The 26,209-nt window shown below is 41.3% G+C and carries 30 protein-coding genes; 19 read left to right on the plus strand and 11 right to left on the minus strand.

Going from position 1 to position 26,209, the window contains the following annotated elements:
* Positions 1–4: 4 nt before the first annotated feature.
* Together ACEE44_RS00480 and radC are read left to right on the plus strand one after the other, a co-directional pair.
* Positions 5–754 (plus strand): class A sortase, encoded by a 750-nt coding sequence (locus ACEE44_RS00480; RefSeq protein WP_449170861.1) that lies wholly within the window; start codon positions 5–7, stop codon positions 752–754.
* Positions 755–830: 76 nt separating this feature from the next.
* A complete protein-coding gene (gene radC, locus ACEE44_RS00485; RefSeq protein ID WP_332411466.1) occupies positions 831–1,511 on the plus strand; it encodes a RadC family protein in 681 nt (226 codons plus the stop codon).
* Between the two features lie 42 nt (positions 1,512–1,553).
* Here radC and ACEE44_RS00490 read toward each other — a convergent pair whose 3' ends face one another.
* The 6 genes from ACEE44_RS00490 to ACEE44_RS00515 form a co-directional block, all read right to left on the minus strand.
* Positions 1,554–2,195, minus strand: a complete 642-nt coding sequence (locus ACEE44_RS00490) for a redox-sensing transcriptional repressor Rex (protein WP_449170862.1) — start codon at positions 2,193–2,195, stop codon at positions 1,554–1,556.
* 180 nt (positions 2,196–2,375) lie between these two features.
* The gene (locus ACEE44_RS00495; RefSeq protein WP_332411463.1) at positions 2,376–2,579 is read right to left on the minus strand and encodes a DUF4649 family protein; all 204 of its coding nucleotides are present in this window, start codon (positions 2,577–2,579) and stop codon (positions 2,376–2,378) included.
* 2 nt (positions 2,580–2,581) lie between these two features.
* Positions 2,582–2,926: a DUF1831 domain-containing protein gene (locus tag ACEE44_RS00500; RefSeq protein WP_332411462.1), complete on the minus strand. Its 345-nt coding sequence runs from the start codon at positions 2,924–2,926 to the stop codon at positions 2,582–2,584.
* Position 2,927: 1 nt separating this feature from the next.
* Complete coding sequence (locus ACEE44_RS00505; protein WP_449170863.1) at positions 2,928–4,043, minus strand: cysteine desulfurase family protein; 1,116 nt, start codon at positions 4,041–4,043, stop codon at positions 2,928–2,930.
* Between the two features lie 11 nt (positions 4,044–4,054).
* The gene (locus tag ACEE44_RS00510) at positions 4,055–5,032 is read right to left on the minus strand and encodes a ribose-phosphate diphosphokinase (protein WP_449170864.1); all 978 of its coding nucleotides are present in this window, start codon (positions 5,030–5,032) and stop codon (positions 4,055–4,057) included.
* 123 nt (positions 5,033–5,155) lie between these two features.
* Positions 5,156–5,731: a CYTH domain-containing protein gene (locus ACEE44_RS00515; protein WP_332411456.1), complete on the minus strand. Its 576-nt coding sequence runs from the start codon at positions 5,729–5,731 to the stop codon at positions 5,156–5,158.
* Positions 5,732–5,817: 86 nt separating this feature from the next.
* Here ACEE44_RS00515 and ACEE44_RS00520 point away from each other — a divergent pair, with 86 nt between their 5' ends.
* The 8 genes from ACEE44_RS00520 (at position 5,818) to mutY (ending at position 14,393) form a co-directional block, all read left to right on the plus strand.
* Positions 5,818–6,489: a GTP pyrophosphokinase gene (locus ACEE44_RS00520; RefSeq protein WP_105114800.1), complete on the plus strand. Its 672-nt coding sequence runs from the start codon at positions 5,818–5,820 to the stop codon at positions 6,487–6,489.
* Positions 6,473–7,291, plus strand: a complete 819-nt coding sequence (locus ACEE44_RS00525; RefSeq protein ID WP_449170865.1) for an NAD kinase — start codon at positions 6,473–6,475, stop codon at positions 7,289–7,291. Before ACEE44_RS00520 ends, ACEE44_RS00525 begins: the two co-directional genes overlap by 17 nt.
* Positions 7,291–8,184, plus strand: a complete 894-nt coding sequence (locus tag ACEE44_RS00530) for an RluA family pseudouridine synthase (protein WP_449170866.1) — start codon at positions 7,291–7,293, stop codon at positions 8,182–8,184. Before ACEE44_RS00525 ends, ACEE44_RS00530 begins: the two co-directional genes overlap by 1 nt.
* Positions 8,185–8,204: 20 nt before the next feature.
* Positions 8,205–9,191 (plus strand): phosphate acetyltransferase, encoded by a 987-nt coding sequence (pta, locus tag ACEE44_RS00535; protein WP_332411454.1) that lies wholly within the window; start codon positions 8,205–8,207, stop codon positions 9,189–9,191.
* A gap of 4 nt (positions 9,192–9,195) precedes the next feature.
* Complete coding sequence (locus ACEE44_RS00540) at positions 9,196–10,932, plus strand: ABC transporter ATP-binding protein (protein ID WP_449170867.1); 1,737 nt, start codon at positions 9,196–9,198, stop codon at positions 10,930–10,932.
* The gene (locus ACEE44_RS00545) at positions 10,919–12,649 is read left to right on the plus strand and encodes an ABC transporter ATP-binding protein (protein WP_449170868.1); all 1,731 of its coding nucleotides are present in this window, start codon (positions 10,919–10,921) and stop codon (positions 12,647–12,649) included. The genes ACEE44_RS00540 and ACEE44_RS00545 overlap by 14 nt, the downstream gene beginning before the upstream one ends.
* Before the next feature lies 1 nt (position 12,650).
* Positions 12,651–13,082, plus strand: a complete 432-nt coding sequence (locus ACEE44_RS00550) for a PaaI family thioesterase (RefSeq protein WP_449170869.1) — start codon at positions 12,651–12,653, stop codon at positions 13,080–13,082.
* Between the two features lie 153 nt (positions 13,083–13,235).
* Positions 13,236–14,393: an A/G-specific adenine glycosylase gene (gene mutY, locus ACEE44_RS00555; RefSeq protein WP_449170870.1), complete on the plus strand. Its 1,158-nt coding sequence runs from the start codon at positions 13,236–13,238 to the stop codon at positions 14,391–14,393.
* Positions 14,394–14,957: 564 nt separating this feature from the next.
* Here the strand turns inward: mutY and ACEE44_RS00560 are convergent.
* Positions 14,958–15,755: a helix-turn-helix domain-containing protein gene (locus ACEE44_RS00560; RefSeq protein WP_449170871.1), complete on the minus strand. Its 798-nt coding sequence runs from the start codon at positions 15,753–15,755 to the stop codon at positions 14,958–14,960.
* A gap of 129 nt (positions 15,756–15,884) precedes the next feature.
* On the opposite strand from ACEE44_RS00560, the gene ACEE44_RS00565 reads away from it, so the two are divergent.
* From ACEE44_RS00565 to ACEE44_RS00590, 6 genes are all read left to right on the plus strand, one after another.
* Positions 15,885–16,358, plus strand: coding sequence for a hypothetical protein (locus ACEE44_RS00565; protein ID WP_449170872.1), 474 nt, complete (start codon positions 15,885–15,887; stop codon positions 16,356–16,358).
* 16 nt (positions 16,359–16,374) lie between these two features.
* Positions 16,375–16,917, plus strand: a complete 543-nt coding sequence (locus ACEE44_RS00570; RefSeq protein ID WP_449170873.1) for a hypothetical protein — start codon at positions 16,375–16,377, stop codon at positions 16,915–16,917.
* A 171-nt stretch (positions 16,918–17,088) separates the two neighbouring features.
* Complete coding sequence (locus ACEE44_RS00575; protein WP_449170874.1) at positions 17,089–18,240, plus strand: iron-containing alcohol dehydrogenase; 1,152 nt, start codon at positions 17,089–17,091, stop codon at positions 18,238–18,240.
* Positions 18,241–18,440: 200 nt separating this feature from the next.
* Entirely contained in the window at positions 18,441–19,292 is an 852-nt protein-coding gene (gene ylqF / locus ACEE44_RS00580; RefSeq protein WP_449170875.1) for a ribosome biogenesis GTPase YlqF, read from the plus strand.
* Positions 19,279–20,058 (plus strand): ribonuclease HII, encoded by a 780-nt coding sequence (locus tag ACEE44_RS00585; protein ID WP_449170876.1) that lies wholly within the window; start codon positions 19,279–19,281, stop codon positions 20,056–20,058. The genes ylqF and ACEE44_RS00585 overlap by 14 nt, the downstream gene beginning before the upstream one ends.
* Positions 20,055–21,062, plus strand: a complete 1,008-nt coding sequence (locus ACEE44_RS00590) for a YdcF family protein (protein ID WP_449170877.1) — start codon at positions 20,055–20,057, stop codon at positions 21,060–21,062. The genes ACEE44_RS00585 and ACEE44_RS00590 overlap by 4 nt, the downstream gene beginning before the upstream one ends.
* 35 nt (positions 21,063–21,097) lie before the next feature.
* On the opposite strand, the gene trhA is transcribed toward ACEE44_RS00590, so the two are convergent.
* The 4 genes from trhA to ACEE44_RS00610 form a co-directional block, all read right to left on the minus strand.
* Positions 21,098–21,748 (minus strand): PAQR family membrane homeostasis protein TrhA, encoded by a 651-nt coding sequence (gene trhA / locus ACEE44_RS00595; RefSeq protein WP_449170878.1) that lies wholly within the window; start codon positions 21,746–21,748, stop codon positions 21,098–21,100.
* On the minus strand, positions 21,738–22,289 hold the full coding sequence (locus ACEE44_RS00600) for a DUF1836 domain-containing protein (protein ID WP_449170879.1): 552 nt from the start codon (positions 22,287–22,289) through the stop codon (positions 21,738–21,740). Before ACEE44_RS00600 ends, trhA begins: the two co-directional genes overlap by 11 nt.
* A gap of 107 nt (positions 22,290–22,396) precedes the next feature.
* Positions 22,397–24,049: an FAD-dependent oxidoreductase gene (locus ACEE44_RS00605; protein WP_449170880.1), complete on the minus strand. Its 1,653-nt coding sequence runs from the start codon at positions 24,047–24,049 to the stop codon at positions 22,397–22,399.
* Positions 24,046–24,369, minus strand: a complete 324-nt coding sequence (locus tag ACEE44_RS00610) for a rhodanese-like domain-containing protein (protein WP_449170881.1) — start codon at positions 24,367–24,369, stop codon at positions 24,046–24,048. The genes ACEE44_RS00605 and ACEE44_RS00610 overlap by 4 nt, the downstream gene beginning before the upstream one ends.
* Positions 24,370–24,475: 106 nt before the next feature.
* Between ACEE44_RS00610 and ACEE44_RS00615 the strand changes: the two genes are divergently transcribed.
* From ACEE44_RS00615 to dprA, 3 genes are read left to right on the plus strand one after another with little or no spacing between them, the layout of a single operon-like run.
* The gene (locus ACEE44_RS00615) at positions 24,476–24,736 is read left to right on the plus strand and encodes a metal-sensitive transcriptional regulator (protein WP_023370330.1); all 261 of its coding nucleotides are present in this window, start codon (positions 24,476–24,478) and stop codon (positions 24,734–24,736) included.
* Between the two features lie 10 nt (positions 24,737–24,746).
* Complete coding sequence (locus ACEE44_RS00620; protein ID WP_449170882.1) at positions 24,747–25,304, plus strand: sugar O-acetyltransferase; 558 nt, start codon at positions 24,747–24,749, stop codon at positions 25,302–25,304.
* 59 nt (positions 25,305–25,363) lie between these two features.
* On the plus strand, positions 25,364–26,206 hold the full coding sequence (gene dprA, locus ACEE44_RS00625; RefSeq protein ID WP_449170883.1) for a DNA-processing protein DprA: 843 nt from the start codon (positions 25,364–25,366) through the stop codon (positions 26,204–26,206).
* The last annotated feature ends 3 nt before the right edge of the window (positions 26,207–26,209 follow it).

Here is a 26,209-nt window from a genome sequence, read left to right on the forward strand (position 1 = left end):
TTCTATGTCAAAACGTGCTAAAAGTAAAAAAGGAAAAAGTGGGATTTGGCGTAATCTTCTAGCTTTATTGCTGGTTTTGATTTCTCTAGCTCTCATCTTTAACACTTCTATCCGTAATTTTATAATTGGATGGAATACCAATAAATATCAGATTTCAAAAGTCACTGCTGAAGACATTGAGAAAAACAAAGAGGCAGAAACAACTTTTGATTTTGAACAGGTGCAGGCCATTTCTACAGAAGCTATATTGGCTGCCCAGTGGGAAGCCCAACGTTTACCAGTAATTGGTGGTATTTCAATCCCAGAACTTGGAATCAATTTACCTATTTTCAAGGGTGTGGGGAACACATCTTTAATGTACGGTGCTGGAACCATGAAGGAATCCCAGGAAATGGGGAAAGGGAATTATGCTTTGGCTAGTCACCACATTTTTGGTGTAGCCGGCGCTGCAGATGTTCTCTTCTCTCCATTGGATAGGGCCCAGAATGGTATGAAAATCTATATTACTGACAAGACCAATGTTTATACTTATGTGATTGACAGTGTGCAGACAGTTACACCTGAGAGTGTCTATGTTATTGATGATGTAGAAGGACGTACAGAAGTAACCTTGGTCACTTGTACAGACTATGATGCGACTGCACGGATTATCGTAAAAGGTGTGCTAGAATCAACAACGCCTTATACTGAAACCTCACAAGATATACTTGATTCATTTAACAAATCATATAACCAATATGATTATGGTCAGTAAGGTTTAGGACTGAGAATTTTCTCAGTCCTTTTTAATTCTTTTACTAGATTTCGAATAATTAGGTGAGGAGGATTTTATGTACCAAATTGATTTTAAGGAAGAGGCACTTTTGCCACGAGAAAGATTACTAGAAGTTGGGGCAGAAAAATTGAGTAATCAGGAATTATTGGCTATTTTTATCCGAACAGGAACCAAAAATGAGCCTGTTTCTATCCTGTCCAATAATCTACTCAATCGCTTGGAAAGTTTGGCTGCCCTTAGAGAGCTGTCTATTGAAGAATTGCAGAGCTTGACAGGCATCGGTCGTGTCAAAGCGATTGAAATCAAGGCCATGATTGAGCTAGGAAAACGGATTAACCAGTCGGAGCTTTTATTGAATGAACGTATTTTAGGAAGTGAGAAATTGGGCCGAAAGATGATCCAAGAACTTGGAGATAAAAAGCAAGAACATCTAGTTGCCCTCTATCTCAATACGCAAAATCAGATTATCAGTCAAAAGACTATTTTTATAGGAAGTGTCAACCGGAGTATTGCTGAGCCAAGAGAAATCCTGCATTATGCGGTAAAATGCATGGCAACATCCATTGTCATTGTTCATAATCATCCGTCGGGATCCGTTGAGCCAAGTAGGAACGATTTATTATTTACCGAGAATTTAAAAAAGTCCTGCGAAACACTAGGACTGGTCTTGTTGGATCATTTGATTGTAGGAAATAAGGACTATTATTCTTTTAGGGAAGAAAGTGAGCTATTTTAGAGGATAAAAAGAGAGGAGCCGGGAATTCGGTTCCTCTGTTCATTATTCACCCTTGCGCATGAAATAGAGCAGGGTTTGCAACTCGCTGGTCAGGTCAACATACTGAACGACTACATCTTTGGGAACTGATAAATTGACCGGAGAGAAACTGAGAATGCCTTTAATACCTGCTTCTACGAGAATGTCAGTTACTTCCTGTGCTTTGATACTTGGTACGGTCAGAATCGCTGTTTGAGCATTAGCTTCTAAGATACGTTCCTTAATTTCAGAAATAGCATGGATGGGAATATTTTCATCAACGGTTCCAACCGCTGGATTGTCATCCGCTTCAAAGGCCATGACAATTTTCATTTTATTGCGCTCATGGAAGCGGTAGTGGAGTAGGGCACGACCCATATTTCCAACACCGACAAGCATAACATTGGTGATGGAATTATCGTTCAGAATTTCTGCGAAGAAATCCATCAATTCTTTTACATTGTAGCCAAAGCCACGGCGACCTAGTTCACCGAAGTAGGAAAAGTCACGGCGCACGGTTGCGGAGTCGATACCGATGGCTTCTGCAATTTCCTTGGAGCTAGCTTTTTCAATATTGCCGGCATAAAAGCGTTTAAAGATACGATAATAGAGCGAAAGGCGCTTGGCAGTTGCGCGTGGGATATCTGCTTTTTTCTCGTTTTTCACAATGACCTCCTTAAATATGGTTGACGACAATACTATACTAGCTGACTGGTCTAATGCTTATTTTACTTGAGTATAGGCCAACCAATTTTTCATTCATTTTCAATTCTTTATTCTATTCTAGTCCAAGATTGTGAAAAAATCAACAGATTGAATTGAAAAAGACTAAGCATGAAATGTTGCCTAGTCTAGTGTTTGAAAGTAGCGGTAGAGGTCACCAATGGTTCCTTTATAATCTAACTGGTGACCATCTCGTATTAGTTTGGTTACAGGATAGTAATCAGGAAGAGTGAGGCAACCTGAGAAGGCCAGTTTGGCTGCATCCAGATTGTCAAACTCTTGTTTTCTATCTATTTTGTAAGCATCTTGATAGTGAACAATAATCATGCTTAACCTTCCTTGGTAAATAGGTCACGGTCCACTAAGCTATCCATCAAGAAGTAGAATTTTTCCTGGATGACCTTGTTTCCATTTTCTTTAAAGATATTGACCAAGTGCAAGCCAGATTTGTCTGTGATGTTGATTTTAAAACCATTCAACTCTTTATTGACAATAATCTTTAAAAGAAAACCCTGATTTGAGTTAGGAACTTCTTCCAAGAGGCGCGTGAGTTGGTAGTGACCTGCTTTTGTTTGTTCAAAAGTGGTATCTTTTAGGGTGTATTTTTTGATGTTAGGGCTAATGTGATAGGTAAATGCGCAATCTTTTAGGCTAACTGATTGTTGAAAGGCCATTTTATCCTCCAATAATTTTTTGTAATTCTGTAAGAAGAATATCTATCTCTTCTAGGGTATTTGTTTCAGATAGGCTGATACGGATGGACTCTTTCAATCGATGAGATTCTTTTCCGTACATGGCTTCCAGTACATGACTGTTCTGAACAACGCCAGCAGTACAAGCTGACCCACTTGAAACTGCAATTCCAGCCAGGTCTAATCTCATCAGAACTTGCTCATTGAGCTTGTCTGGGAAACCTATGTTGATGACATGAGGGAGATGGGAACCAGCTTGATTGATATAAAATGAAGCCCCATCTAGTCCGGAAATGAGGTGTTCTTTCAAACTTTCAATATGGGCTGTATGTTGCTCAAGTAACTGGATTTGTTCCTTGAGGGCAAGTGCCATGGCAGCTATTCCTGGTAGGTTCTCTGTGCCTGCTCGGTGTTGGTTTTCTTGCTTACCTCCATGAATAAGGGCGTCAAATCCTTGCAAGCGACTATATAGAAAACCAACTCCCTTTGGTCCGTGAAATTTATGGGCAGATGCAGCTAGAAAATCAATCCCATAGTTAGTGGGCTTCACATCCATTTTTCCGATTGCCTGCACAGCATCTACATGGAAGACTGCCTGATGGTCGGCCAATAGTTGACCAATTTCTTTAATGGGAAGCAGTTGGCCAGTTTCATTGTTGGCAAACATGGTACTGACCAAGATGGTATCTGGGCGTAGGGCTTCTTGGATTTGCTGGGCAGTGATGACCTGATTGATCGGCTGAATATAGGTTACTTCAAACCCAAAGCGTTCCTCAAGGTATTGCATAGTATGAAGAACTGCATGGTGCTCGATAGCAGTAGTAATCAGGTGTTTGCCTTTGGCTTGATTGGCAAGGGCATAGCCCTGAATAGCCAAATTATCAGCCTCAGACCCTCCAGCTGTAAAAATGATGTGATCTGCTGGGACATCGAGAACTTGGGCGATATCTTGCCTGGCTTGGCGTAAAATTTGGTTGGCTTTTCTTCCAGCCTGGTGAATACTGGAAGGGTTACCATAGGTTTCTTGCGCTACTTCCAACATCCGTCGGAGAGCAGTGGGAGATAGGGCAGTGGTGGCTGCATTATCTAAATAAATCAAATAAGGTACTCCTAGTTATTTTTTTCAGGATTTGTAAACTTAAAGAGTGGGCTGAGTGGTTGGTGTTTTTGAATACGATGGATGGCATCAGCAATCAAGTCACTAGCAGTGATAAAGGCGATATTTTTAGGCTCTTGTTCCTTACTTGCGACTGAATCGGTTACAAGGATTTCCTTGATTGGAGAAGCGTCCAGAAGTTCCGCCGCACTACCCGCGAACAGACCATGGCTGGCAACAGCGTAAATTTCAGTAGCTCCACCCTCTTGAACGATTTTTGAGGCTTGTGAGAAGGTCCGACCAGTATTTAGGATATCATCAACCAAGATAGCTTTTTTACCAGCAACATCTCCGATGATGTAACCTTCTGCACGCTCAGAATCATCTTGAGCGTAATCGATAATAGCAATAGGAGCATTCAAAAATTCTGCGATATTACGCGCACGTTTGATACCAGAATTTTTTGGACTAACGATGACGACGTCTTCACCACAGAGCCCTTTTTCCATATAGTAAGAAGCGAATAATGGCTCTGTAAGAAGGTTATCAACGGGGATATCAAAGAAACCTTGGATTTGAGAAGCGTGTAAATCGAGAGTTAGGACACGGTCAACACCTGCTTTTACCAGCATATTGGCAACAAGTTTAGCAGTGATTGGTTCGCGTGGAGATGCGGTACGGTCCTGACGAGCATAGCCAAAATAAGGCATAACTGCAGTAATAGTGTTTGCACTTGCACGTTTGCAGGCATCAATCATAATCAACAATTCCCACAAGTGGTTGTTGACTGGGTAGCTAGTAGATTGGATGATATAAACATCGACACCGCGGACAGATTCTTCAATGTTGATTTGGATTTCACCGTCTGAGAATTGGCGTGATGATAGTTTTCCTAGTGGAAGACCAGCTGATGCGGCAATTTTTTCAGCGATGGCACGATTGCTATTGAGTGAGAAGATTTTAATGTTATTTTCACCGAGTGGTTGACCCATTTTCAAGTAACTCCTTTTACACACTAAGCTTTTATGAGAAACATAAAAGAAAATTTTACAATAGATGGTTCTATTCTATCAAAAAAAAGAAATTTTTTCAGTATTCAAGTAAAAAAATCAGCCTTATTGGACTGATTTTCGATGGCTAGCAGTTCGTGCAACCTTACTGCTAGCATATTTAAATTGGATGGAGTTCTTCTTGAGAAAGTCTTCAAAGAGAATTTTTCCTTCATGGGCATCCGTCACTTCAACTTCCAGTTCATAGTCCACTTGTCCAGCGTATTCATTTTCATCTAGAGCCATCAGTCCGATGGAGGTTTCTTTTTCATGACGTTTGGTAGTCAGGCTCCCCCAGACAGCCAGTTTGTCAATCGGAACATCTGTGGCTGAGATGATGTCGGCAATGTGTCCTGCGGGCAGTTGGAAGTTTTCGATTAACTGATGAGCAGTCTGGATGTCTAGAACTTGATTGTACTCTTGATTGCCAATTTCCTGGGGAATTTTTAGGGTCAGCTCTGCTATTTCCTTAAAAGTCCGAATACGGAGTGAAAAACGGTGGTTCTTCATATCTAAATCAGGAGTGTCAATATAGTGGTTGGTTTGAAGAACAGGGCTTACGTCTGAAAAATCAGAGAGAAGGCGTAGGTACTCGGATTTGGTTAATAAGGTTTTATACTCAATTTCAAGGTGGTTTTTCATGCAGTAAACCCTTTCAATGTGTTATAATAGAATAGTCTTTGTGTTATTCTAATACAATTTAAAAATTTTGACAAGAAAGGGGCAGTATGGACTTTAACTGGGAAGAATTTTTAGACCCCTATATCCAGACAGTAGGTGAGTTGAAAATCAAACTGCGTGGTATTCGCAAGCAGTACCGGAAAGCCAATCGCCACTCTCCTATAGAGTTCGTGACTGGTCGGGTAAAGCCTATTGAATCCATTAAGGAAAAGATGGCCCTACGACAGATTAAGTTAGAAAATCTGGCTCAAGATATGCAGGATATTGCTGGGCTTCGAATTATGGTTCAATTTGTGGACGATATTGAGGAAGTCTTGGCGATTTTACGCAAGCGCAAAGATATGCAAATTGTCCACGAAAGGGATTATATTAACTACCGAAAGGCTTCTGGCTACCGGTCCTATCATGTAGTTATTTCATACCCCGTGGACACCATAAATGGCAATGAAACGGTTCTTGCAGAAATCCAAATCCGTACTCTTTCCATGAACTTCTGGGCGACCATTGAGCATTCCCTAAATTACAAGTACAAAGGAAATTTTCCTGAAGAAATCAAGAAACGCTTGGAAGTGACAGCAAAGATTGCCTATGAATTAGATGAGGAGATGCGAAAAATCCGCAACGACATTCAGGAGGCCCAGGCCTTATTCGATCCTGCACATAGGAAGCTGAATGACGGTGTCGGAAATAGTGATGATACAGATGAAGAATACAGGTAGAAAAAAAATCGCTCTACTCGCTAGCCGAAATCCAAAGAGTGAGGCAGTTTCCAAAGAACTTTGGACAAAATTGAAAGAAGCAAATTTCATACTGACACCTAAAAATCCTGATATTGTTATTTCGATCGGTGGTGATGGTATGCTCCTGTCGGCCTTTCATAAGTATGAAAAGTTGATTGACCATGTGCGTTTTGTCGGAATTCATACAGGCCATCTAGGATTTTATACGGATTACCGTGACTTTGAAGTAGATAAACTGATTGAAAACCTTAAATTAGATACAGGTGCAAGGGTGTCCTATCCAATTTTGAATGTCAAGGTCAAACTACTGGATGGTCGGGTTGTGGAGGCGCGTGCTCTGAATGAGGCGACTATCAAGCGTTTATCCAAAACCATGGTGGCGGATGTCATTATCAACAATGTACCGTTTGAACGCTTTAGGGGAGATGGCATCTCAGTATCTACTCCAACAGGTTCGACGGCCTACAATAAATCCTTAGGTGGTGCTGTTTTACATCCGACCATTGAGGCCTTGCAGATTGCCGAAGTAGCCAGTCTAAATAACCGCGTTTATCGGACCTTGGGTTCTTCTATTGTGGTTCCAAAAAAAGACAAGATAGTCATTGAGCCTAAACATAGTGACCGCTATTCTATTGCCGTTGATAACAAGACCTATGTTTATGATAATATCGAAAAGATAGAGTACCAGATTGACCAGCATAAAATTCATTTTCTTGCTACCCCTAGCCACACCAGTTTCTGGAACAGGGTGAAAGATGCCTTTATTGGAGAGGTGGAGTAATGCGGTTTGAATTTATAGCTGACCAGCATACCAAGATTAAAACCTTTCTGAAGAAACACGGTGTTTCCAAGGGTTTGTTGGCAAAAATCAAGTACACAGGTGGCAATATTTGGGTCAATGATATGGAACGCAATGCAACTTACTTGCTTGATATTGGAGATAGGGTTACAATTGACATACCAGCTGAGGAGGATTTGACTGGAAGTTTGAAACCGATTTCTTTTCCGCTGGATATTATCTATGAAGATGATCACTTTCTTGCTATCAATAAGCCAGTTGGATATGCTTCGATACCCTCAGCACTCCATTCTTCTACCATTGCCAATTTTGTCAAGGGCTATCTGGTCGATCAGGCTTATGAAAACAAACAGGTTCATATTGTCACGCGCCTAGACAGGGATACTTCTGGTATCATGCTCTTTGCCAAGCATGGCTATGCCCATGCTCGACTGGACAAGCAGTTGCAGGCCAAGCTGATTCACAAACGCTATTATGCTCTGGTTAAGGGAGAGGGTGTTTTGGAAGCAGAGGGAGATATCATTGCCCCAATTGGTCGTCCAGAAAATAGTATTATCACACGTTGTGTGACCAAGACGGGAAAATATGCCCATACTTCCTATCGACTTGTGCAATCATGGGGAGATATTCATTTGGTAGACATTCAGTTGCACACTGGTCGAACACATCAGATTCGTGTTCATTTTTCCCACATTGGATTTCCTTTGCTAGGGGATGATATGTATGGTGGCAGTTTAGAATGTGGTATTCAACGTCAGGCTTTGCATTGTCACAATTTGGCTTTTGACAATCCCTTCTCAGCCCAAAGGATTGACTTGGAAGCTCCACTTCCAGACGACTTTCAGGCTGTTATTACATTGTTAACTAATAAATAATATTTAAAAGGAGAATTTTAATGGAAATTCGGAATTTATTTGGTGAAATGAAGCAAAAAATTGTAGGTAAAAAACTACGTATCGTTTTCCCAGAAGGTACAGATGAGCGCGTCGTGCGTGCAGCAGCTCGTTTGAAATTTGAAGGTTTGGTAGAGCCTATCATCCTTGGTGTGCCAGAAGATGTTCATACTTTGTTGACAGACTTTGGTTTCTCAAACCCTGGGATCACAGTTATTGATCCTAACAATTACGCAAACTTCGATGCCATGAAGCATGAATTTGTTACTCTTCGTAAAGGTAAAGTTGACGAAGCACAGGCCGATGAAATTTTGCGTGATGTCAACTACTTTGGTGTGATGTTGGTACAAATGGGATTAGCAGAAGGTATGGTTTCAGGTGCAATCCACTCAACAGCAGATACTGTACGTCCTGCCCTTCAAATTATTAAGACAAAACCAGGTGTTAAGCGTACTTCGGGTGTCTTCTTGATGGTTAAAGACCAGCACAAGTTTGTCTTTGGTGACTGTGCAATCAACATTGAACCAGATGCAGAAACCTTGGCAGAGATTGCCATCCAATCAGCAGAGACTGCTAAAACATTTGGTATCGATCCAAAAGTAGCTATGATTTCATACTCAACAAAAGGTTCAGGTTCAGGTCCACGTGTTGATAAGGTTGTAGAAGCAACTCGCTTGGCTCAAGAACTTCGCCCAGATCTATTGATTGATGGAGAACTGCAGATGGATGCTGCCTTGGTTCCTGATACAGCACGTTTGAAAGCACCTGGAAGTCCAGTAGCAGGTCAAGCTAATGTCTTTGTCTTCCCAGCTATTGAAGCAGGCAACATTACTTACAAAGTAGTTGAGCGTCTTGGTGGTTACGAAGCGGTAGGTCCGGTCTTGCAAGGTTTGAATAAGCCTGTGAACGATCTTTCACGTGGATGCAGTTCAGAAGATGTTTACAAGCTTGGTATCATCACAGCTGCACAAGCAATTGCTGCTGAATAAACGGATGAAAAGATTTTTTAGATATTTTAAATCCTATCAGAAGGAAGCGATCCTAGGTCCCGTTTTTAAACTATTAGAAGCTAGTTTTGAGCTCCTAGTCCCTTTAATTATCGCTTTCATTGTTGATACAATCATTCCAAATGGCAATCAGGGGGACCTGGTTGCCATGCTTTTATTATTGGTTGGTCTAGCTTGTGTCGGTATTTTCGTTTCACTTACTGCCCAGTATTTCTCAGCTAAGGCGGCGGTTGGAGTGACAAAAGCTTTGACCAATGACTTGTACCAGAAGGTTCTTTCGCTTCCAAAATCTAGTCGGGATATTCTTTCGTCTTCAAGTCTATTGACCAGACTGACCAGTGATACCTTGCAAATTCAGACAGGAATCAATACATTTCTACGCTTATTTTTACGGGCGCCGATTGTTGTATTTGGTTCGCTGATGATGGCCTTCTACATTAGTCCTAGTTTGTCTGTCTATTTTCTAGGAATGATTATCCTCTTACTTATCATAGTGACAGGAATTTCCATTATTACTAGCCGCATGTATCAATCCATCCGCAAGGATGTAGATAGTCTGGTAGGGCAGGTAGGAGAAACGGTTATGGGTTGGAGGGTTATTCGTGCATTCGGACAAAAAGCGCGTGAAATCAAGACTTTCCAGGGCATCAATCAGATCTACAAGAAACACCAGTTGCGGGCTGGTTTTTGGTCTAGCCTCCTATCTCCCCTGACTTTTCTTGTAGTTAATACCACCTTGCTTATTCTCATCTGGCAGGGACATGATGCAGTTTCACAAAACTTACTTGAACAAGGGATGTTGGTTGCCCTCATCAACTATCTTTTGCAAATTCTAGTTGAGCTGGTTAAGATGATTATGGTTGTTTCCACCCTTAATCAGACCTATATTTCAGCCCAGCGTATCCAAGAGGTTTTTGATCAAGAATCTGAGGATGTGGAAGCGGATTTGCCAGAAGTACAATTTAATGATAAGGAGCTGGTTTTTTCAGTCAACAATCTTTCTTTCACTTATCCTAAATCTGCTGAGCAGGCACTATCGAATATAGATTTTGAACTGTGTAAGGGTCAGTTTATGGGAATAATCGGTGGTACGGGGTCTGGTAAATCGACATTGGTGGATTTGTTACAAGCACTTTATTCTTTGCCGCCCCAACAGCTTTCTCACTCTATCGATGGGAAAAGTCCTAAGAACCTAAAAGAATGGCGACAACAAATTGCTATCGTTCCTCAAGTAGCCCAACTTTTTGCTGGAACCGTTCGTTCCAATCTTTCATTGGGCTTAGACACTGTGGCGGATAGCGACTTGTGGGCAGCCCTGGAAATTGCTCAGGCAAGATCTTTCGTTGAGGAGAAAGGTGGTTTAGATAGTTCTGTAGAAGCCTTTGGGAAGAATTTTTCTGGCGGACAAAGACAACGCTTGACCATTGCGCGTGCTATTTTACAGATGGCTCCAATATTGATTTTGGACGATGCAACATCCGCTCTGGATTATTTGACGGAAAGTCGCTTATTGGCAGCAATTCGTCAAGAATTTCCTGAGCAGACCTTAATTATGGTGTCACAAAGAACCAATAGCTTGCGTATGGCTGATCAGATTTTGGTTTTGGATCAAGGTCACCAAGTTGGACTTGGTCGACATGAAGATTTGCTTAGAAGCTCTGCTATTTACCAAGAAATCGACCAATCTCAACATAGGGAGGAGGACAGCCATGAAGCAATCTAGTTTTAAACAACTGGTTCGTTTGGTTTGGAAACAGCCTCTTAGAGTGACTATGATGCTCGTGGGAACCTTGGCACATGTCTTACTAACTGTGTATCTACCAATTTTGATTGGTCAAGCGGTTGATGCGGTTTTGCTAGCAGACAGCCAGATTTTGCTTGACTTACTAGGTAAAATGGCTCTTGTTATCCTACTCAATACCTTGGTGCAATGTTATCTCCCCCTTGAAACCAATCGTTTGGTCTATGGTATGGTAGCTGATTTACGTGAGCAGGTCTATATAAAGTTGCATCAGCTGCCCTTATCTTATTTAGACCGTCAGTCAGTTGGTGACTTGGTTGCTCGTTTTTCAAGTGATAGTGAGCAGTTGACCAACGGGCTTTTAATGATTTTTAACCAATTTTTCATTGGTATCTTAACCATATTCCTAACTATTTTTACAATGGCTAGGCTAGATATGACCATGATGTTGGTCGTCGTAGCCTTGACCCCGCTTTCTCTGCTTGTTGCACGTTATATAGCCAAGAAGTCCTATAGCTATTATAGGCAACAGACTCAAGCTCGTGGACAGCAATCTCAATTGTTAGAGGAATCCATTAGCCAATTGACCTTGGTTCAATCTTTTAATGCCCAAGCTCAATTTACAAAACGTTTTGAAGCAGTTAATGAACAATATGCGACCTATTCACAAAAAGCGATTTTCGCCTCTTCAACGGTCAATCCAAGTACCCGCTTTGTCAATGCTCTCATCTATGCCTTGCTAGCTGGTCTGGGGGCCATGAGGATTATGGCTGGCAATTTTACAGTTGGCTCGCTGACAACCTTTCTCAATTATGCTAGTCAATACAGCAAGCCTTTTAATGATATTTCTTCGGTCCTTTCGGAATTGCAGAGCGCTCTAGCTTGTGCAGACAGGTTGTTTGTTATCTTGGCTCAAGCTAGTATTGACGATCAGGCAGAGCGGAAAATTGATTCAGAGAAGTTAAAGGGAGCCATCTCATTTGAAAATGTATCTTTTTCTTATAGAGATGACCAATCCTTGATTGAAGCACTAAATATTGATGTCAAATCCGGCCAGAAAATTGCTATTGTTGGACCAACAGGAGCAGGAAAATCAACCATGATTAACCTACTTATGCGCTTCTATGATGTGACGGCTGGTCAGATTGTTTTGGACGGTGTTCCGATTAGCCAGTATAGCCGTGAGGACCTTCGTAGACAAATTGGCATGGTTTTGCAGGAGACTTGGATAAAATCAGGGACCATTCATGACAATATTGCCTATGGCTATCCCAATGCCACAAGGGAATTGGTCATTGAAGCAGCAAAAGCAGCCAATGCAGACTTCTTTATTCGACAACTTCCGCAGGGCTATGATACTGTACTATCAGATGGTGGAGCTTCTTTATCACAAGGCCAACGTCAGCTCTTGTCCATTGCGCGTGTTTTTGTTAAAATCCCTAAAATCTTGATATTAGATGAGGCAACCTCCTCCATCGATACACGGACAGAACTCTTGGTACAAGAAGCCTTTGGCAAGTTGATGGCAGGACGGACCAGCTTCATCATTGCCCACCGATTGTCAACTATCCTGTCAGCTGACTTGATTTTGGTCATGGTGGACGGAAAAATTGTTGAACAAGGCAATCATGCTGATTTAATGGCTAAAAAAGGTATCTATTACCAAATGCAAAATAGCCAGCAATTAGAGGAGGATTAAAATGTTAGATAAACTGAAATTGAACTCTATTACAGTATTGGATGACTATTCGGTCGAGATGCTCGATAATCAACGAGTTATGTTAACAACTACAGTGTCAGAGAGTTCTTTAAATCCATATGGAATGGCACATGGAGGCTATCTCTTTACGCTTGCCGATTCTGTTGCAGGATTAACGATTGTGGCCCAAGGTTCATATGCTGTAACGCTACAATCTAATATCCACTATATGAAAGCGGCTAAACCTGGTGATGACCTATCTGTCATTGGATCTTGTAGCCATGATGGTAACAGAACAAAGGTCGTTGAGGTAAAGATAGAAAATCAAGACGGAAAATCAATCGCCTCAGCAAGTTTTACCATGTTTGTAACTGGAAAGATTGAAAAAATTAGTGAGGCTGGGCAAAAGCCCAGCACCGCTTCTCAAAGTTAGTGTCAACATCTCAGCGCAGTGGTTGATTGGCAGATTTGTTCGTGTTTCACACTCCAAATCTGACCTAATCAACTGTGCGGGGGTGGGAAGACGAACTCTTCTATGAAAGGTCGAGTTCTTTCCCACTCCCTTTCTTTGTGTTATACTAGATTTATGTTAGATTTGAAAGAATATGGAATAGTTATGTGGCCTGAAGAAAAGGTTCAGGCTTTTCGTAAGGCACTTTTGGACTGGTATGATGTTAATAAAAGAGATTTACCTTGGAGAAGAACCAAGGATCCTTATGCAATTTGGGTGTCGGAAATCATGCTCCAACAGACAAGGGTGGACACTGTTATCCCTTACTATGAACGTTTTCTTCATCACTTGCCGACTATTGCTGATCTAGCTCAGGCACCAGAAGAAGTCATTCTCAAACTCTGGGAAGGTTTGGGTTATTATTCTCGTGTTCGCAATATGCAACAGGCAGCTCAACAAATGGTGGACGACTTTGCAGGGCAATTTCCAACCACGCATGCTGAAATTTCTAGTTTAAAAGGTATCGGCCCTTATACTGCTGGAGCTATTTCAAGTATAGCCTTTAATTTGCCAGAGCCAGCAGTAGATGGTAATGTCATGAGGGTTCTCAGTCGTCTATTTGAAGTGGATTATGACATAGGCTTACCGACCAATCGCAAGATTTTTCAAGCCATGATGGAAATTTTGATTGACCCAGATAGACCCGGAGATTTCAACCAAGCTTTGATGGATTTGGGTTCTGATATCGAATCACCAGTCACCCCACGTCCCCAGGACAGTCCAGTCAAAGACTTTAGCGCAGCTTATTTAAATGGCACCATGGACAAGTACCCTATCAAAGCACCAAAGAAAAAGCCAGTTCCAGTAGCCTATCAAGGTTTTATTATCCGCAATAAAGACAATCAATTTTTATTGGAAAAAAACAATGAAGCCGGCCTCTTATCAGGTTTTTGGTCCTTTCCGCTTTTGGAAAAAGGGGCTGTCGTAGACAAACAAGTTTCACTCTTTGAAGTCGCAGAAGAAGTTGTTTTGCTAGATATTCGGCAGAGCTTTACGGAACTTTATGGTATGGCTGTTGATTGGCAGAAGCAAGAATTTGACACCGTTCAGCATATTTTCAGTCATCGCAAATGGCAGATAGAATTGATTGAAGGAGTTGCCGAAACAACCAAACTACTAGGAACCAAAGAATTAAAATGGGTTTCCATAGAAGACTTTCCTATCTATCCCTTTGCCAAACCCCAGCAGAAGATGTGGGAGGTCTATGTGAGGGCTGTGGATAAAAAATATTAACATTCTAGCACATAATTGTTTGATAGCGTTTTCTAAAAGTGTTATACTATTCTTAGAAGGAATCAGATAATGAAGTTGAGATGTTGAACGCCATCTACCCTGGTTGAAAGGAGTATTCAAGCGTTCATTTAATCAAGCTAACTACTAGCCATTTTCCCCAAAGGACGATGGCTAATAGGGGAAAAGTCCGTTATCCCTACTTTGGTGCCTGAAGGCATCTGTTGGCAAAATGCTTAGCATTCACTCACACTTAGCCTTGCTACCCAGTTCAATCAAAAGTAGGCTAATCCTTATTCGTGTCGTAAATACTGTATGGTCAAGATAGATCCTTGGCTAGCAACCAAGAAAATCAGAAAACCTCTAGTGATTTTCATCATAATAAGCAATCTCCACACTTAGACAACAAAATAAGAGGACAATCAAAGACATAAGGGTAGCAGAATAATTACTTAATCATTAACTATTTGTCGTGCAACTTTGGTAATGGACTTTTCCAATTTAAAAGACAAAAGGGAGGCTGAAAGGCCTCCTTTTCGCTATTGTTATGTTTGGCTTTCCTATATGTTAGGATTGACTATAGACATCAATGACTCTACCGATTGGACGGATGTCATCTTCCTGGTTTAAATCAATATCCTCATAGTCAGGGTTGAGGGATTGTAAGTAAGAGCCCTTGTATTTTTTAACAAAATTTTCCCCATTAACTGAGAAAATCCCAATTGAGTTCAGAGGAATGTCTGGTGTCAGACGAATAAAGAGGTAGTCCCCATCCTGAATACTAGGTGCCATGGAATCTCCGACAACCTGAGCGATTGTATCATATTGATGATTTTCAGGGATATCCTCGCTATAAAAGGACACTAGGTTGTCAAAGTCTGTATCCTGCCAGTAGCCAGTACCAGCCGACACCTTGCCAGGAACAGCCAATTCCGTTCGTTCACGGTAGTCATCTAGATGAAGTAGAGTTGCTGATTTAGAATTAGAGGTTTGCATTGCTGCTACTTGTTCTTGCCCGAAAGCAATCCACCTGTCATGAAATTCACCCTCTAGTGTCTGATCTAAAACCTGTGCTTGCTGAGAAATAGATTGCTTAAATTGTCCAAATTGAGCAGGGGTAAGCGTCAGGGCAATGGCTTGGTCGTCATCAAGTTTCTGAACCAAATCAGAAACAGCTATGTTCATGCCTTTTGCAACCTTCTCCAGTGTTTCCATGGTAGGAAGGAGAGCTTTTTTTGTTTTAGGATGCTGATTTTTTTCTAACATAGAAATATATCCCTTTGTTAAACCAGAAAGTTCTGCAAACCTATCCATAGATAGTTTGTTTTTAGTTCGAAATTCTTTTAAGATATCACCTAGAATCATGCCAGTACCTCGCTTTGTTTAACATATTATACCACAAGAATATTTTTTTGACAAATACTGTTTAACATGTTTGACAAAATTAAAAAATGGTGTTATGATGGTATCAAATCCTAGTTGGAGTGTGTAGAAATGAAAAATAATCTTGAGATTACTTGGGCAGATATTTACAGAGAATGGGAAGTCTATGCAGAACATTTCCATTTGCATCCCTTGATGAGCAAGGAAAGCAAGTTTCAAGTAGTTAGTCCTGAAATGAGCAGAGGTAGTCTGCTAACTTTTCAGCTATTAAATCATTATCTAGAGGATGAAGAAAAGTATGCAGCAGTATGGCTAGCCTCATTTTGTCGTGATTTAATGCAGGATTATGCTTATTTGTTAAATAGCCGAGCCTATATGTTGGTTAGTCAAGTTTATTTTCAGTCGGTCAAACAGTTTGATGTCTGTGTTCAAGCCTGGGCAAAACCGCTCACGAGATTACAACCAAAGTTATTTATCTCTCACCGAATGTTTGAAAATGCAGACCTAACCAATCTTGCTTGTCTTGTAGAATTAGCAATGATACAAGCTAGTTTAGTTCAAGCCCAGATGCTTGAAAGAATATAGAAAGGTAGATATGAACATGTTTATTTGGAATAAGAAAACGACAAACCTCTTGTCAGTTGTAGAATATTGGTCGGACCAATTGCTGGACTTAGGTATTTTAAAGAATACTGAAACACTAAGACCTTTTTGCTGGCGCTGCCACAGCACTTGTGGAGTAAAAAATATTCCGATTGTTTCAGGGAAATGGTTTCATGTAGAAAGCTTATCCAACCAGTTATTGCTGTGTCAGACCTGTGAAGTAGAAAAGCCAAAGTCTAAGCAAGCTGATGTTGTTTGGAAATGGTTAAAAGATGAAAGTAGTGAATATTACTGGACTATTGAGGCTATGAAAGAATACGAGAAACAGTTTCATACAAGTGTTCTACAAGAACTTTGGAATATAGGAATTAGGGATGGAGAAGAGGTAGAAATCCTAGTTCAAAAAGTGATGACAGATAGACACAAAATAGCTCTATCCTTCAATCGTGCCAGTCTTGCCCAAGCTTTCCGAGTAGAAATTGAAAAAATGCGTAAGGAAGCCTTTGCAAACTGGACAGGGATATTTCAAATTGCCAGCTGAGTAAATCAGAATGAAATTTGATGTGATTGCAAGCAAGATTAGGAGTTTTAGATATCATTTTATTTTGTTAAAAACGTCACATAATAGTTGAATATATCCGAGTTTTATAGTATAATAACATAAAGAAAAAACAATGTCATTAACTACTATAAATCTTACAGGAGGTTGTCTATGGCAACATTTTACGTCCCAGCGGTCAACTTGATTGGTCGCGGTTGTGTCAATGAAATCGGTGGTTACGTTAAGGATTTGGGCTACAAGAAGGCTCTGCTTGTGACGGATGAATTTATCCGCACTAGCGATATTCTTCCTAAGGTAACCAAGCCTCTGGATGAAGCAGGAGTAAACTATGTAGTATTCAGTCAGGTTGATCCAAACCCAACCTGTAAAAATGTTTATGATGGATTAGCTACTCTTCAAGAAAATGACTGTGATTTCATCATCTCAGTTGGTGGCGGATCGCCTCAAGATGCGGCAAGCTGTATTTCTATCATGGCAACCAATGGTGGCAAACCACAGGACTATGAAGGTTTGCATAAGTCTGAAAAACTTGGATTGCCTGTTGTGGCCATCAATACAACAGCAGGTACTTCAGCAGAAATTACTATCAACTATGTTATTACCGATGAAGAACGTAAGGTAAAAATGGTTATGGTAGACAAAAATAGCTTGGCTGTCATGTCAGTCAATGACCCTGAACTGATGCTCTCTAAACCAGCGGCTCTGACAGCAGCGACAGGTATGGATGCTCTAACTCATGCTATTGAAGCTTTGGTAACACCGGGTGCTTATGGCGTGACTAAGAAACTCTCTATGGGTGCGATTGAGCTTATTAAAGAGTACTTACCTCGTGCAGTTGAGAATGGACAGGATATCGAAGCTCGGGAAGCTATGGTTCATGCTATTTTCCTTGGAGGTATGAGTTTCAATAATGCTGGCTTAGGCTATGTTCATTCAATGGCTCACCAGTTGGGTGCTGTTTATGACCTGCCGCATGGTGTTTGCTGTGCTATGATTTTGCCAATCATCGAACGTGAGAATGCCAAACGTGTGCCTGCAGCCTTCCGTGATGTTTCTAAAGCACTAGGACTTGATATTGCAGGTAAATCTGATGAGGAATGTGCAGACTACGCTATTGCACAAATTGAAGAATTGTCGGCTAAAGTTGGTATACCTAAGAAATTGACAGAGTTGGACATTAAGGAAGAAGAGTTTGACTTTGAATACCTATCTAAGAATGCCTTGATTGATGCCTGCGCACCGGGTAACCCATTCATGCCAACATTGGAAGAAACCATCGCTTTTTATAAAGAATTGTTTTAACTAATAGATTTTAGGATTTAAATACCTACAATTAAGTATGTAAACGAAGATTGTAGGTATTTTTATTTTTGTTACCCTAATAGGCAACTATTCATATTCATTTATCAATGTATATGACAAACTGTCTTAATTTTGCTATAATAGGACAAAACTAGCCGTTTGACGGCTTTTTTCAATGAAGTAATAAAAAGGAGGTTTACATGGCAATTATTCAATGGTTTCCGGGCCACATGTCCAAGGCTCGCCGGCAGGTGCAGGAGAACATCAAGCACGTTGATTTCGTGACCATTTTGGTCGATGCCCGTCTGCCCCTATCCAGCCAAAACCCCATGTTGACCAAGATTGTCGGCGACAAGCCCAAGCTTATGATTCTCAACAAGTTCGATTTGGCAGACCCTGTCCGAACAAAAGAATGGCAGAGCTACTTTGAAGGTCAAGGCATCCGTACCCTTGCCATCAACTCAAAAGAACAAGCGACGGTGAAAAAGGTGACCGACGCAGCCAAAAGCCTGATGAAAGAGAAGATTGAACGCCTCCGCGAGAGAGGTATTCAAAAAGAAACCTTGCGAACCATGATTATCGGTATTCCAAATGTTGGAAAATCCACCCTCATGAACCGTTTGGCTGGGAAGAAAATTGCCGTTGTCGGTAACAAACCAGGTGTGACTAAGGGGCAGCAGTGGCTTAAATCTAACAAGGACCTTGAAATCCTTGATACACCGGGGATACTCTGGCCTAAGTTTGAGGACCAAGAAGTCGGGCTCAAATTGGCTCTGACAGGGGCTATCAAGGATCAACTCTTGCCTATGGACGAAGTCACCATTTTCGGTCTGGACTATTTCAAGACCAACTACCCAGAACGCCTCCAAGAGCGATTCAAGGGCATGGATTTGGAGCAGGAAACGCCTGAACTCATCATGGACTGGACCAAGAAATTGGGTTTCCGTGATGATTATGACCGTTTTTACAATCTCTTTGTTAAGGACGTTCGAGATGGTCGTTTAGGCACTTATACATTAGACAGGGTGAGTGACTTAGATGGCAACGATTAAGGAAGTGACAGCTCTGCTGGCCCAGGTGGACAGTCTAAATAGTCCAGTCTGGGATCAACTGGCTCAGGATGAGCGAGCAGGGGTCCAGACTGCCATCAAGAAACGCCGTAAGGAGCTGGAAAAAGAAGCAGCAGAAGATGCTCGCTTAGAAGCTATGCTATCTTACGAAAGAGCCCTTTATGAAAATGGGGTGGAGTTCATCGCTGGTATCGACGAAGTCGGCCGAGGGCCTCTAGCAGGTCCGGTGGTGGCAGCGGCGGTCATCTTGCCCAAAGGCTGTAAAATCCGCTACCTCAACGACTCCAAGAAAATCCCCAAGTCCAAGCACGAGTCAATCTACCAAGAGGTCATGGAGCGAGCGGTGGCAGTTGGAGTAGGCATCAAAGATGCAGCTGTCATCGACCAGGTCAACATCTACGAGGCAACCAAGTTAGCCATGCTGAAGGCTTTGGGGCAGTTGAGCCAAGAGCCTGAATATCTCTTGATAGATGCCATGAAGTTGGATACGCCCATACCGCAAACTTCCATCATCAAGGGAGATGCCAATAGCCTGTCTATCGCAGCGGCTTCCATCGTGGCCAAGGTGACGCGGGATAAGATGATGGCGGACTATGACAGGGAGTTTGCTGGCTATGGTTTCGCCAAGAATGCCGGTTACGGAACAGCAGAACACTTAGAAGGCTTGAACAAGCTGGGCATTACGCCCATTCACCGAAAGACCTTTGAGCCTATTAAGTCAATGCTAGCAGGAGGGAAATTGTTGTGATATTCTTTTTCTGGCTTTTACTAGCTTCCATTGGATTGTTTGCTCTTCTTTATTTCCGAGAGCGACGGTCGATTTTTATCTCTCTTTTTGCCTTGAATGTGCTGGTCTGGGCTTTGTTCTGGGTCGTATCAACTGGTATTTTAGAAAATAACGAAATCTTGCGGGTCTTGGCAATCGCTCTGGCAATCTTATTGGCTCTAGCCTTCTTGAGTGGTCCATTTGTCTTGCTGATTACCCTCTATCTGAACGGTTTTCGGATTTTGAAGCGAGAAGGTGTCCGTTTTCATAACTTTTTATCGTTAGGATTAGCAATCGGCTTAACTTTTTATTTCTTTATCGCGCCGTCTGTAGCAAGCACCCTTTCTGGTATCAGTTTTTTCAATATGGTGTTTGTCTATATTGGATTTTTAGTGTCCTATGCCATTATCATCAGTATGCTTTATACGACATCTAGCTTTGTCAATTTGGTCAATCTTTTCCCTGGGAAGCTTGATTATGTGGTGGTGCTTGGAGCTGGATTGATTGGTGATAAGGTGACGCCACTTTTAGCTTCGCGGATTGACAAAGGCATAGCGATTTATCAGAAGCAGCCTGGCAGTAAGCTGATCATGTCAGGCGGACAAGGTCCTGATGAAATGATAGCTGAAGGACAGGCAATGGCTAATTATGCCTTGGAGAAAGGAGTGCCTGCTGAAGACATTCTCATCGAAAACCAATCGACCAACACAGAAGAAAATTTGAAATTCTCCTATGCCTTGATGAAATCAGGCAGTCGATTTACCCTTGTAACCAATTACTATCATGTTTTTAGAGCTCTGCTATTGGCCCGAAAACTGAAAATCAAATGTATCGGCTATGGAGCAAAAACCAAATTTTACTTTAGCCTCAATGCCTTCATTCGGGAATTTGTAGGCTATGTAGTCATGAGTCGAAAGGCTCATTTGGTATTTTTGGGCATCGTGTCAGTTCTTTATCTGCTCGGAATGATCATCAGTTTAATGTAGTAAAAACAGCTTCTAGTTGACTAGAAGCTGTTTTCTTATAGCATAAAATAGACAATGGCGATGTATTGCAGTGCTGAAGCCAATAGGATAAAGAGATGCCAAATCATGTGGAAATAAGGCTTTTTCTTAGCATAGAAGAGCGCGCCAATGGTGTAGGATAAGCCACCAGCCAGCATGAGAATGCCGAATGTCATCCCAGTCTTTTGAAGAATGGCTGGCAAGATAAAAACAACCAACCAGCCCATGAAAAGATAGAGGAAGAGGCTGAATTTTTCGTTTATTTTTTTAGCAAAAATTTTATAGAGTATACCAAAAATAGTCAATCCCCATTGCAAACCTACAATCAGATAACCTAGCCAACCACCGACCAAGGAAAGGGCAACAGGTGTGTAACTTCCAGCGATGGCAATGTAAATCATGCTATGGTCAATAATCCTCAGGATGTACTTGTGGGTAGAAGCATAGGGCATGGAGTGGTAGATGGAAGAGGATAGGAACATGAGGAAAAGGCTGATGACAAAGATAGACATGCCGACCACCGCTGTCACGTTATAATCTTGAAAAGAATGAATAGCAGTAATGGGAAGCAAGACCAACATAAGCAGGGCGCCCACTGCATGAGTGACGCTATTTGCGACTTCTTCACCAAATGAAAGTTTTAGACTTAATTTCAAACTAGGATTCATGGTGACTCCTTTCTAATTCCATAGTGAGTTGACGGGTTTTGTAGTAAAGTTTGACGGATTGACAAGCATAGCGAATGATTTCTGGTGTTTCTTCATTTTCCTCGTTTCGCATACAGTCAACAAAATGATTGTAGAGTGTTTCAGAATGACTCGATTGGAGAAGAAGTTGTAAGGTCTGACTGATTTCTTGAATGGAAAAGACATTTTTTAAGATAGTCAAGGCAATCAAGCGGGCCACTTGCTGTTTTTGATATTTTTTCTTAACAGGTTTTCCGAGCTGCTTGTGTTTGACATAGTTGTTTATCATGGCGGCAGTCAATACTCTTCGAAAATCAACATTATCCGTTGTCAACTTGCCTTGATGAACCCCAGTTCTATCATCGGCTTCGTTTCCTAGGCTACTGTTGATTTTCATTGAGTATAAACAATTCTGTTCAAGGCTTGCCTGAGAATTGACTACTTGATTAACATAGAGCAGAACTTGGTCCAAATACAAATCTAAATCAGGTAATTCATGCCAGTAGGGGATGGCTTGTTTCATAATTATTTACTCTCTTATATCTAGTATATATAACTAGATTGTACGATATACAATATTTAATGTCAAGAAAAAACCTTCTGGACCCAAAATCACAGAAGGTTAGTTGCTTATGGTTGGATAATATTTTCAGGCAATGCCATCTTATAAAGTGAATAGGCTCCGTCTAGGTTTTTAACGGTAAACCCCTTTTCTTTTAAGATACGTTCGGCAATATAAGAACGAAGCCCACTATGGCAGCTGACAATGTATTCTTTTGAAGTATCCAGTTCTCCAATTCGCTCACGCAATTGGTCCAAAGGGATGTGAATGAATTCTTTGAACTGTCCCTTTGCGACTTCGCCAGGATTGCGGACGTCCAACAAGATTTTACCGTTTGCTAGCTCCTCATCTAACTGGTGCCATTGGATATTTTGGCTGATACCTTCTGCGATGTTCATGGCAGCATATCCAATCATATTGACAGGATCTTTGGCTGAACCAAATGGCGGAGCGTAAGTCAATTCAAGCTCTGGTAAATCAAAAATCGTCAGTCCAGCCTTGATAGCAGTAGCAAGGACATCAATTCGCTTATCTACTCCCTTTTGACCGACTGTCTGGGCACCGAAAATTTTGCCGTCAGTTGGAGAGAAAATGAGTTTCAGCACAATATCAGTCGCACCAGGATAATAACCTGCATGGTCTTTTCCAGTCGTATGAATAACGGCATGCTCATAGCCGAGTTCTTGAACAGTACGTTCGCTTAAACCTGTTGAGGCGGCAGCTAGGTCAAAGACTTTAACGATAGCTGTTCCAATAGAACCTTTGTTTTTTCTATCAAGTCCAGCAATGACATCAGCTACCTGTCTGCCTTGTCGGTTGGCAGGAGAAGCCAGAGAATTCAAGGCATCCTGTCCTGTTATTTCTTGTTTAACTACAATGGCATCACCAACGGCGTAGATATTATCTTGATTGGTCTGATAGTTTTGGTCTACGAGAATACCGCCACGGAGACCCAGTTCAATTCCAGCATTTTTAGCCAGTTGACTATCAGGAGCAACACCGACTGAGAGAATGGTCACATCAGATGACAAGGTTTGTCCGTTAGACAATTCTAGAACCTGTCCCTTTTCATGAAAGGCAGTTACGGATTGTCCAGTGATAACATTGACCCCCTTACTTGTTAACTCTGCTTCTACATATCGTGCCATTTCCAAGTCAAAAGTAGGCAAAACATGGGGAGCTTGCTCGATAAGAGTGACCTTCAAGCCTTTTAAAGCTAAGTTTTCAGCCATCTCTAGACCGATAAATCCTGCACCAATTACCACAGCATGACCAGACTTGATTTGGTCTAACTTGGCCATAATCTTGTCCAAATCAGGTACGTTCCGAAGAGTAAAGAGATTGCTTGCTTCTTCAATACCTGATAGATTTGGAATGCTAGGTTTGGCGCCGGGTGATAGGATAAGTTTGTCGTAGCTTTCAATCAACTCACCAGTAGGCGTTTTGACTGTTACAGTTTGCTGCTCAGCATCGATACTAATGACTTCATGGAAGGGGCGGACATCTAGATTGAAGCGTTGTTTCAAACTTTCTGGCGTTTGAAGCAATAAACTATCATGCTCTGCTATTTCTCCAGAAATGTAATAAGGTAAACCGCAGTTGGCAAAGGAAACATAAGGTCCTTTTTCAAATACAATGATTTCAGCCTCTTCCTTCAGACGACGCAGACGAGTAGCTGCTGACATACCGCCAGCGACACCACCTACAATAATTATTTTCATGCTATTCCTCCTGTCCAGGCATTCATACCGCCTTTAATGTTGATTGCTTGATAGCCTTGAGATTTTAGATATTCTGTCGCCCGTTGGCTACGCATGCCAGATTGACAGATGATAAGATAGTTCTTGGTTTTGTCACCTTTAAATTGGTCAAGTTGACTTAAGGGATGGTTGATGGCTTGTGGAATATGACTACTAGCAAATTCGTCGACTTCGCGAACATCTAGCAAAACAGCATTCGTAGATTTTAATGCTTGTTCTACATCAGTTATCGGAAGACTGTCAGTATTTGAAAACATTCCTGAAAATAATTGTTTAAACATTGTTACTCCTTTATACCCTAAGGGGTATCTAAAATATATCAAGGAATCGGAAAGATGTCAAGGTAAAAAATTGACATTTTTCACTTCAAGCAGTACCATATAGGGTATGAATACTGATAAGAAAAAGATGATAAACCGTTTGAAACGGGCCGAAGGTCAGCTCAGAGGCATTCAGAAAATGATTGAAGAAGATCAGGAATGTATTGATATCGTAACTCAGTTGAGTGCTGTTCGTTCCAGTATCAATAGTATGATGGGAATGGTCATTGCTCAGAAGGTCCAAGACTGTATTGCTCATCCGTCTGAAAACCCTGAAGAACAAGAAGCTCGTCTTGCTCAAGCTATCAATTTAATCATAAAAAAATAGGAGTAGGGGTATGTCGACAGAAAGAGAAAAGATGATAGCTGGACAATTTTATATGGCAGCAGATGCTGAATTGAGAGAGATGCGAACCTTTGCCCGCCAACAGATGAAAAAATTTAACGAAGAACTAGATGGACAAGCCCGTTCGGAGCAATTGAAGAACTGGTTTGGAACTACAGGCCAACGCATTTATATGGAGCCAAATTTCTACTGTGACTACGGTAGTAATATTCATGTTGGTGAGGATTTTTACGCTAATTTCAACTGTACCATGTTGGATGTTTGTCCCATCACCATTGGCAAAAATGCCATGCTTGGTCCAAATGTACAGTTGCTAACTCCACTTCATCCACTAGATCCTGATGAACGGAATTCTGGCTTGGAATACGGGGCTCCAATTACCATTGGTGATAATTTTTGGGCTGGTGGTGGTGCGACAATCTTACCTGGTGTGACCTTGGGCGACAATGTCGTTGTTGGTGCTGGTTCAGTTGTGACCAAGTCTTTTGGTGATAATGTCGTTTTAGCGGGCAATCCTGCGCGTGTTATCAAAGAAATACCTCAAAAATAATTCTTCTTCGGGAGAATTTTTTTCTTTGCCTTGCGAATAGACTAGGTGAGGTGAAGAAAATGAATAATTTTGAATTGTTTAAATGGAAAAAAGCAGGTCTGACCAATCTTAATATTAATAAAGTTTTGGCCTATCAAGATTTACATGGTAAAAAATTGACCTTGCGAAATGTCGCTGTAGTGTCTGAATGTAAAAATCCAGTGCTATTTATGGAAAATTATAAGAATCTAGATACAAAAGCCTGTCGCGAGGAATTTAATAAGTATCCATCATTTTCAATTTTAGATGACATCTATCCTTTGGCGCTCAAACAGATTTACAATCCACCTGTACTTTTGTTTTATCAAGGGGATTTAGAATTGCTGGAAAAATCCAAGCTGGCAGTTGTTGGTACTCGAAATGCTAGCAAAAATGGTATTCAGTCTGTCCAGAAAATTATCAAGGAATTGAGCAATCGTTTTGTCATTGTTAGTGGTCTAGCAAGAGGAATTGATACGGCTGCCCACATCGCCAGTTTGAAAAATGGTGGACGAACCATTGCTGTTATTGGAACAGGTTTGGATAAGATTTATCCGAAAGAAAATAGAGAATTACAGACCTACATCGGAAAACACCATTTAGTTTTGACTGAATACGAACCAGGTGCAGACCCTCTCAAATACCATTTTCCAGAACGCAATCGCATTATAGCTGGTTTGGTAGAAGGATTGGTAGTCTGCGAAGCTAAAATGCGGTCTGGTAGCTTGATTACCTGCGAACGTGCCTTGGAAGGAGGAAGAGAAGTTTATGCCATTCCAGGTTCGATTCTGGATGGAAAATCAGATGGCTGTCATCATTTGATTCAGGAGGGGGCAAAGTGCATTACATCGGGCTTGGACATCCTTTCGGACTATCAATTATAAAAT

This window comes from Streptococcus sp. 32226D021BW, from assembly GCF_053545015.1.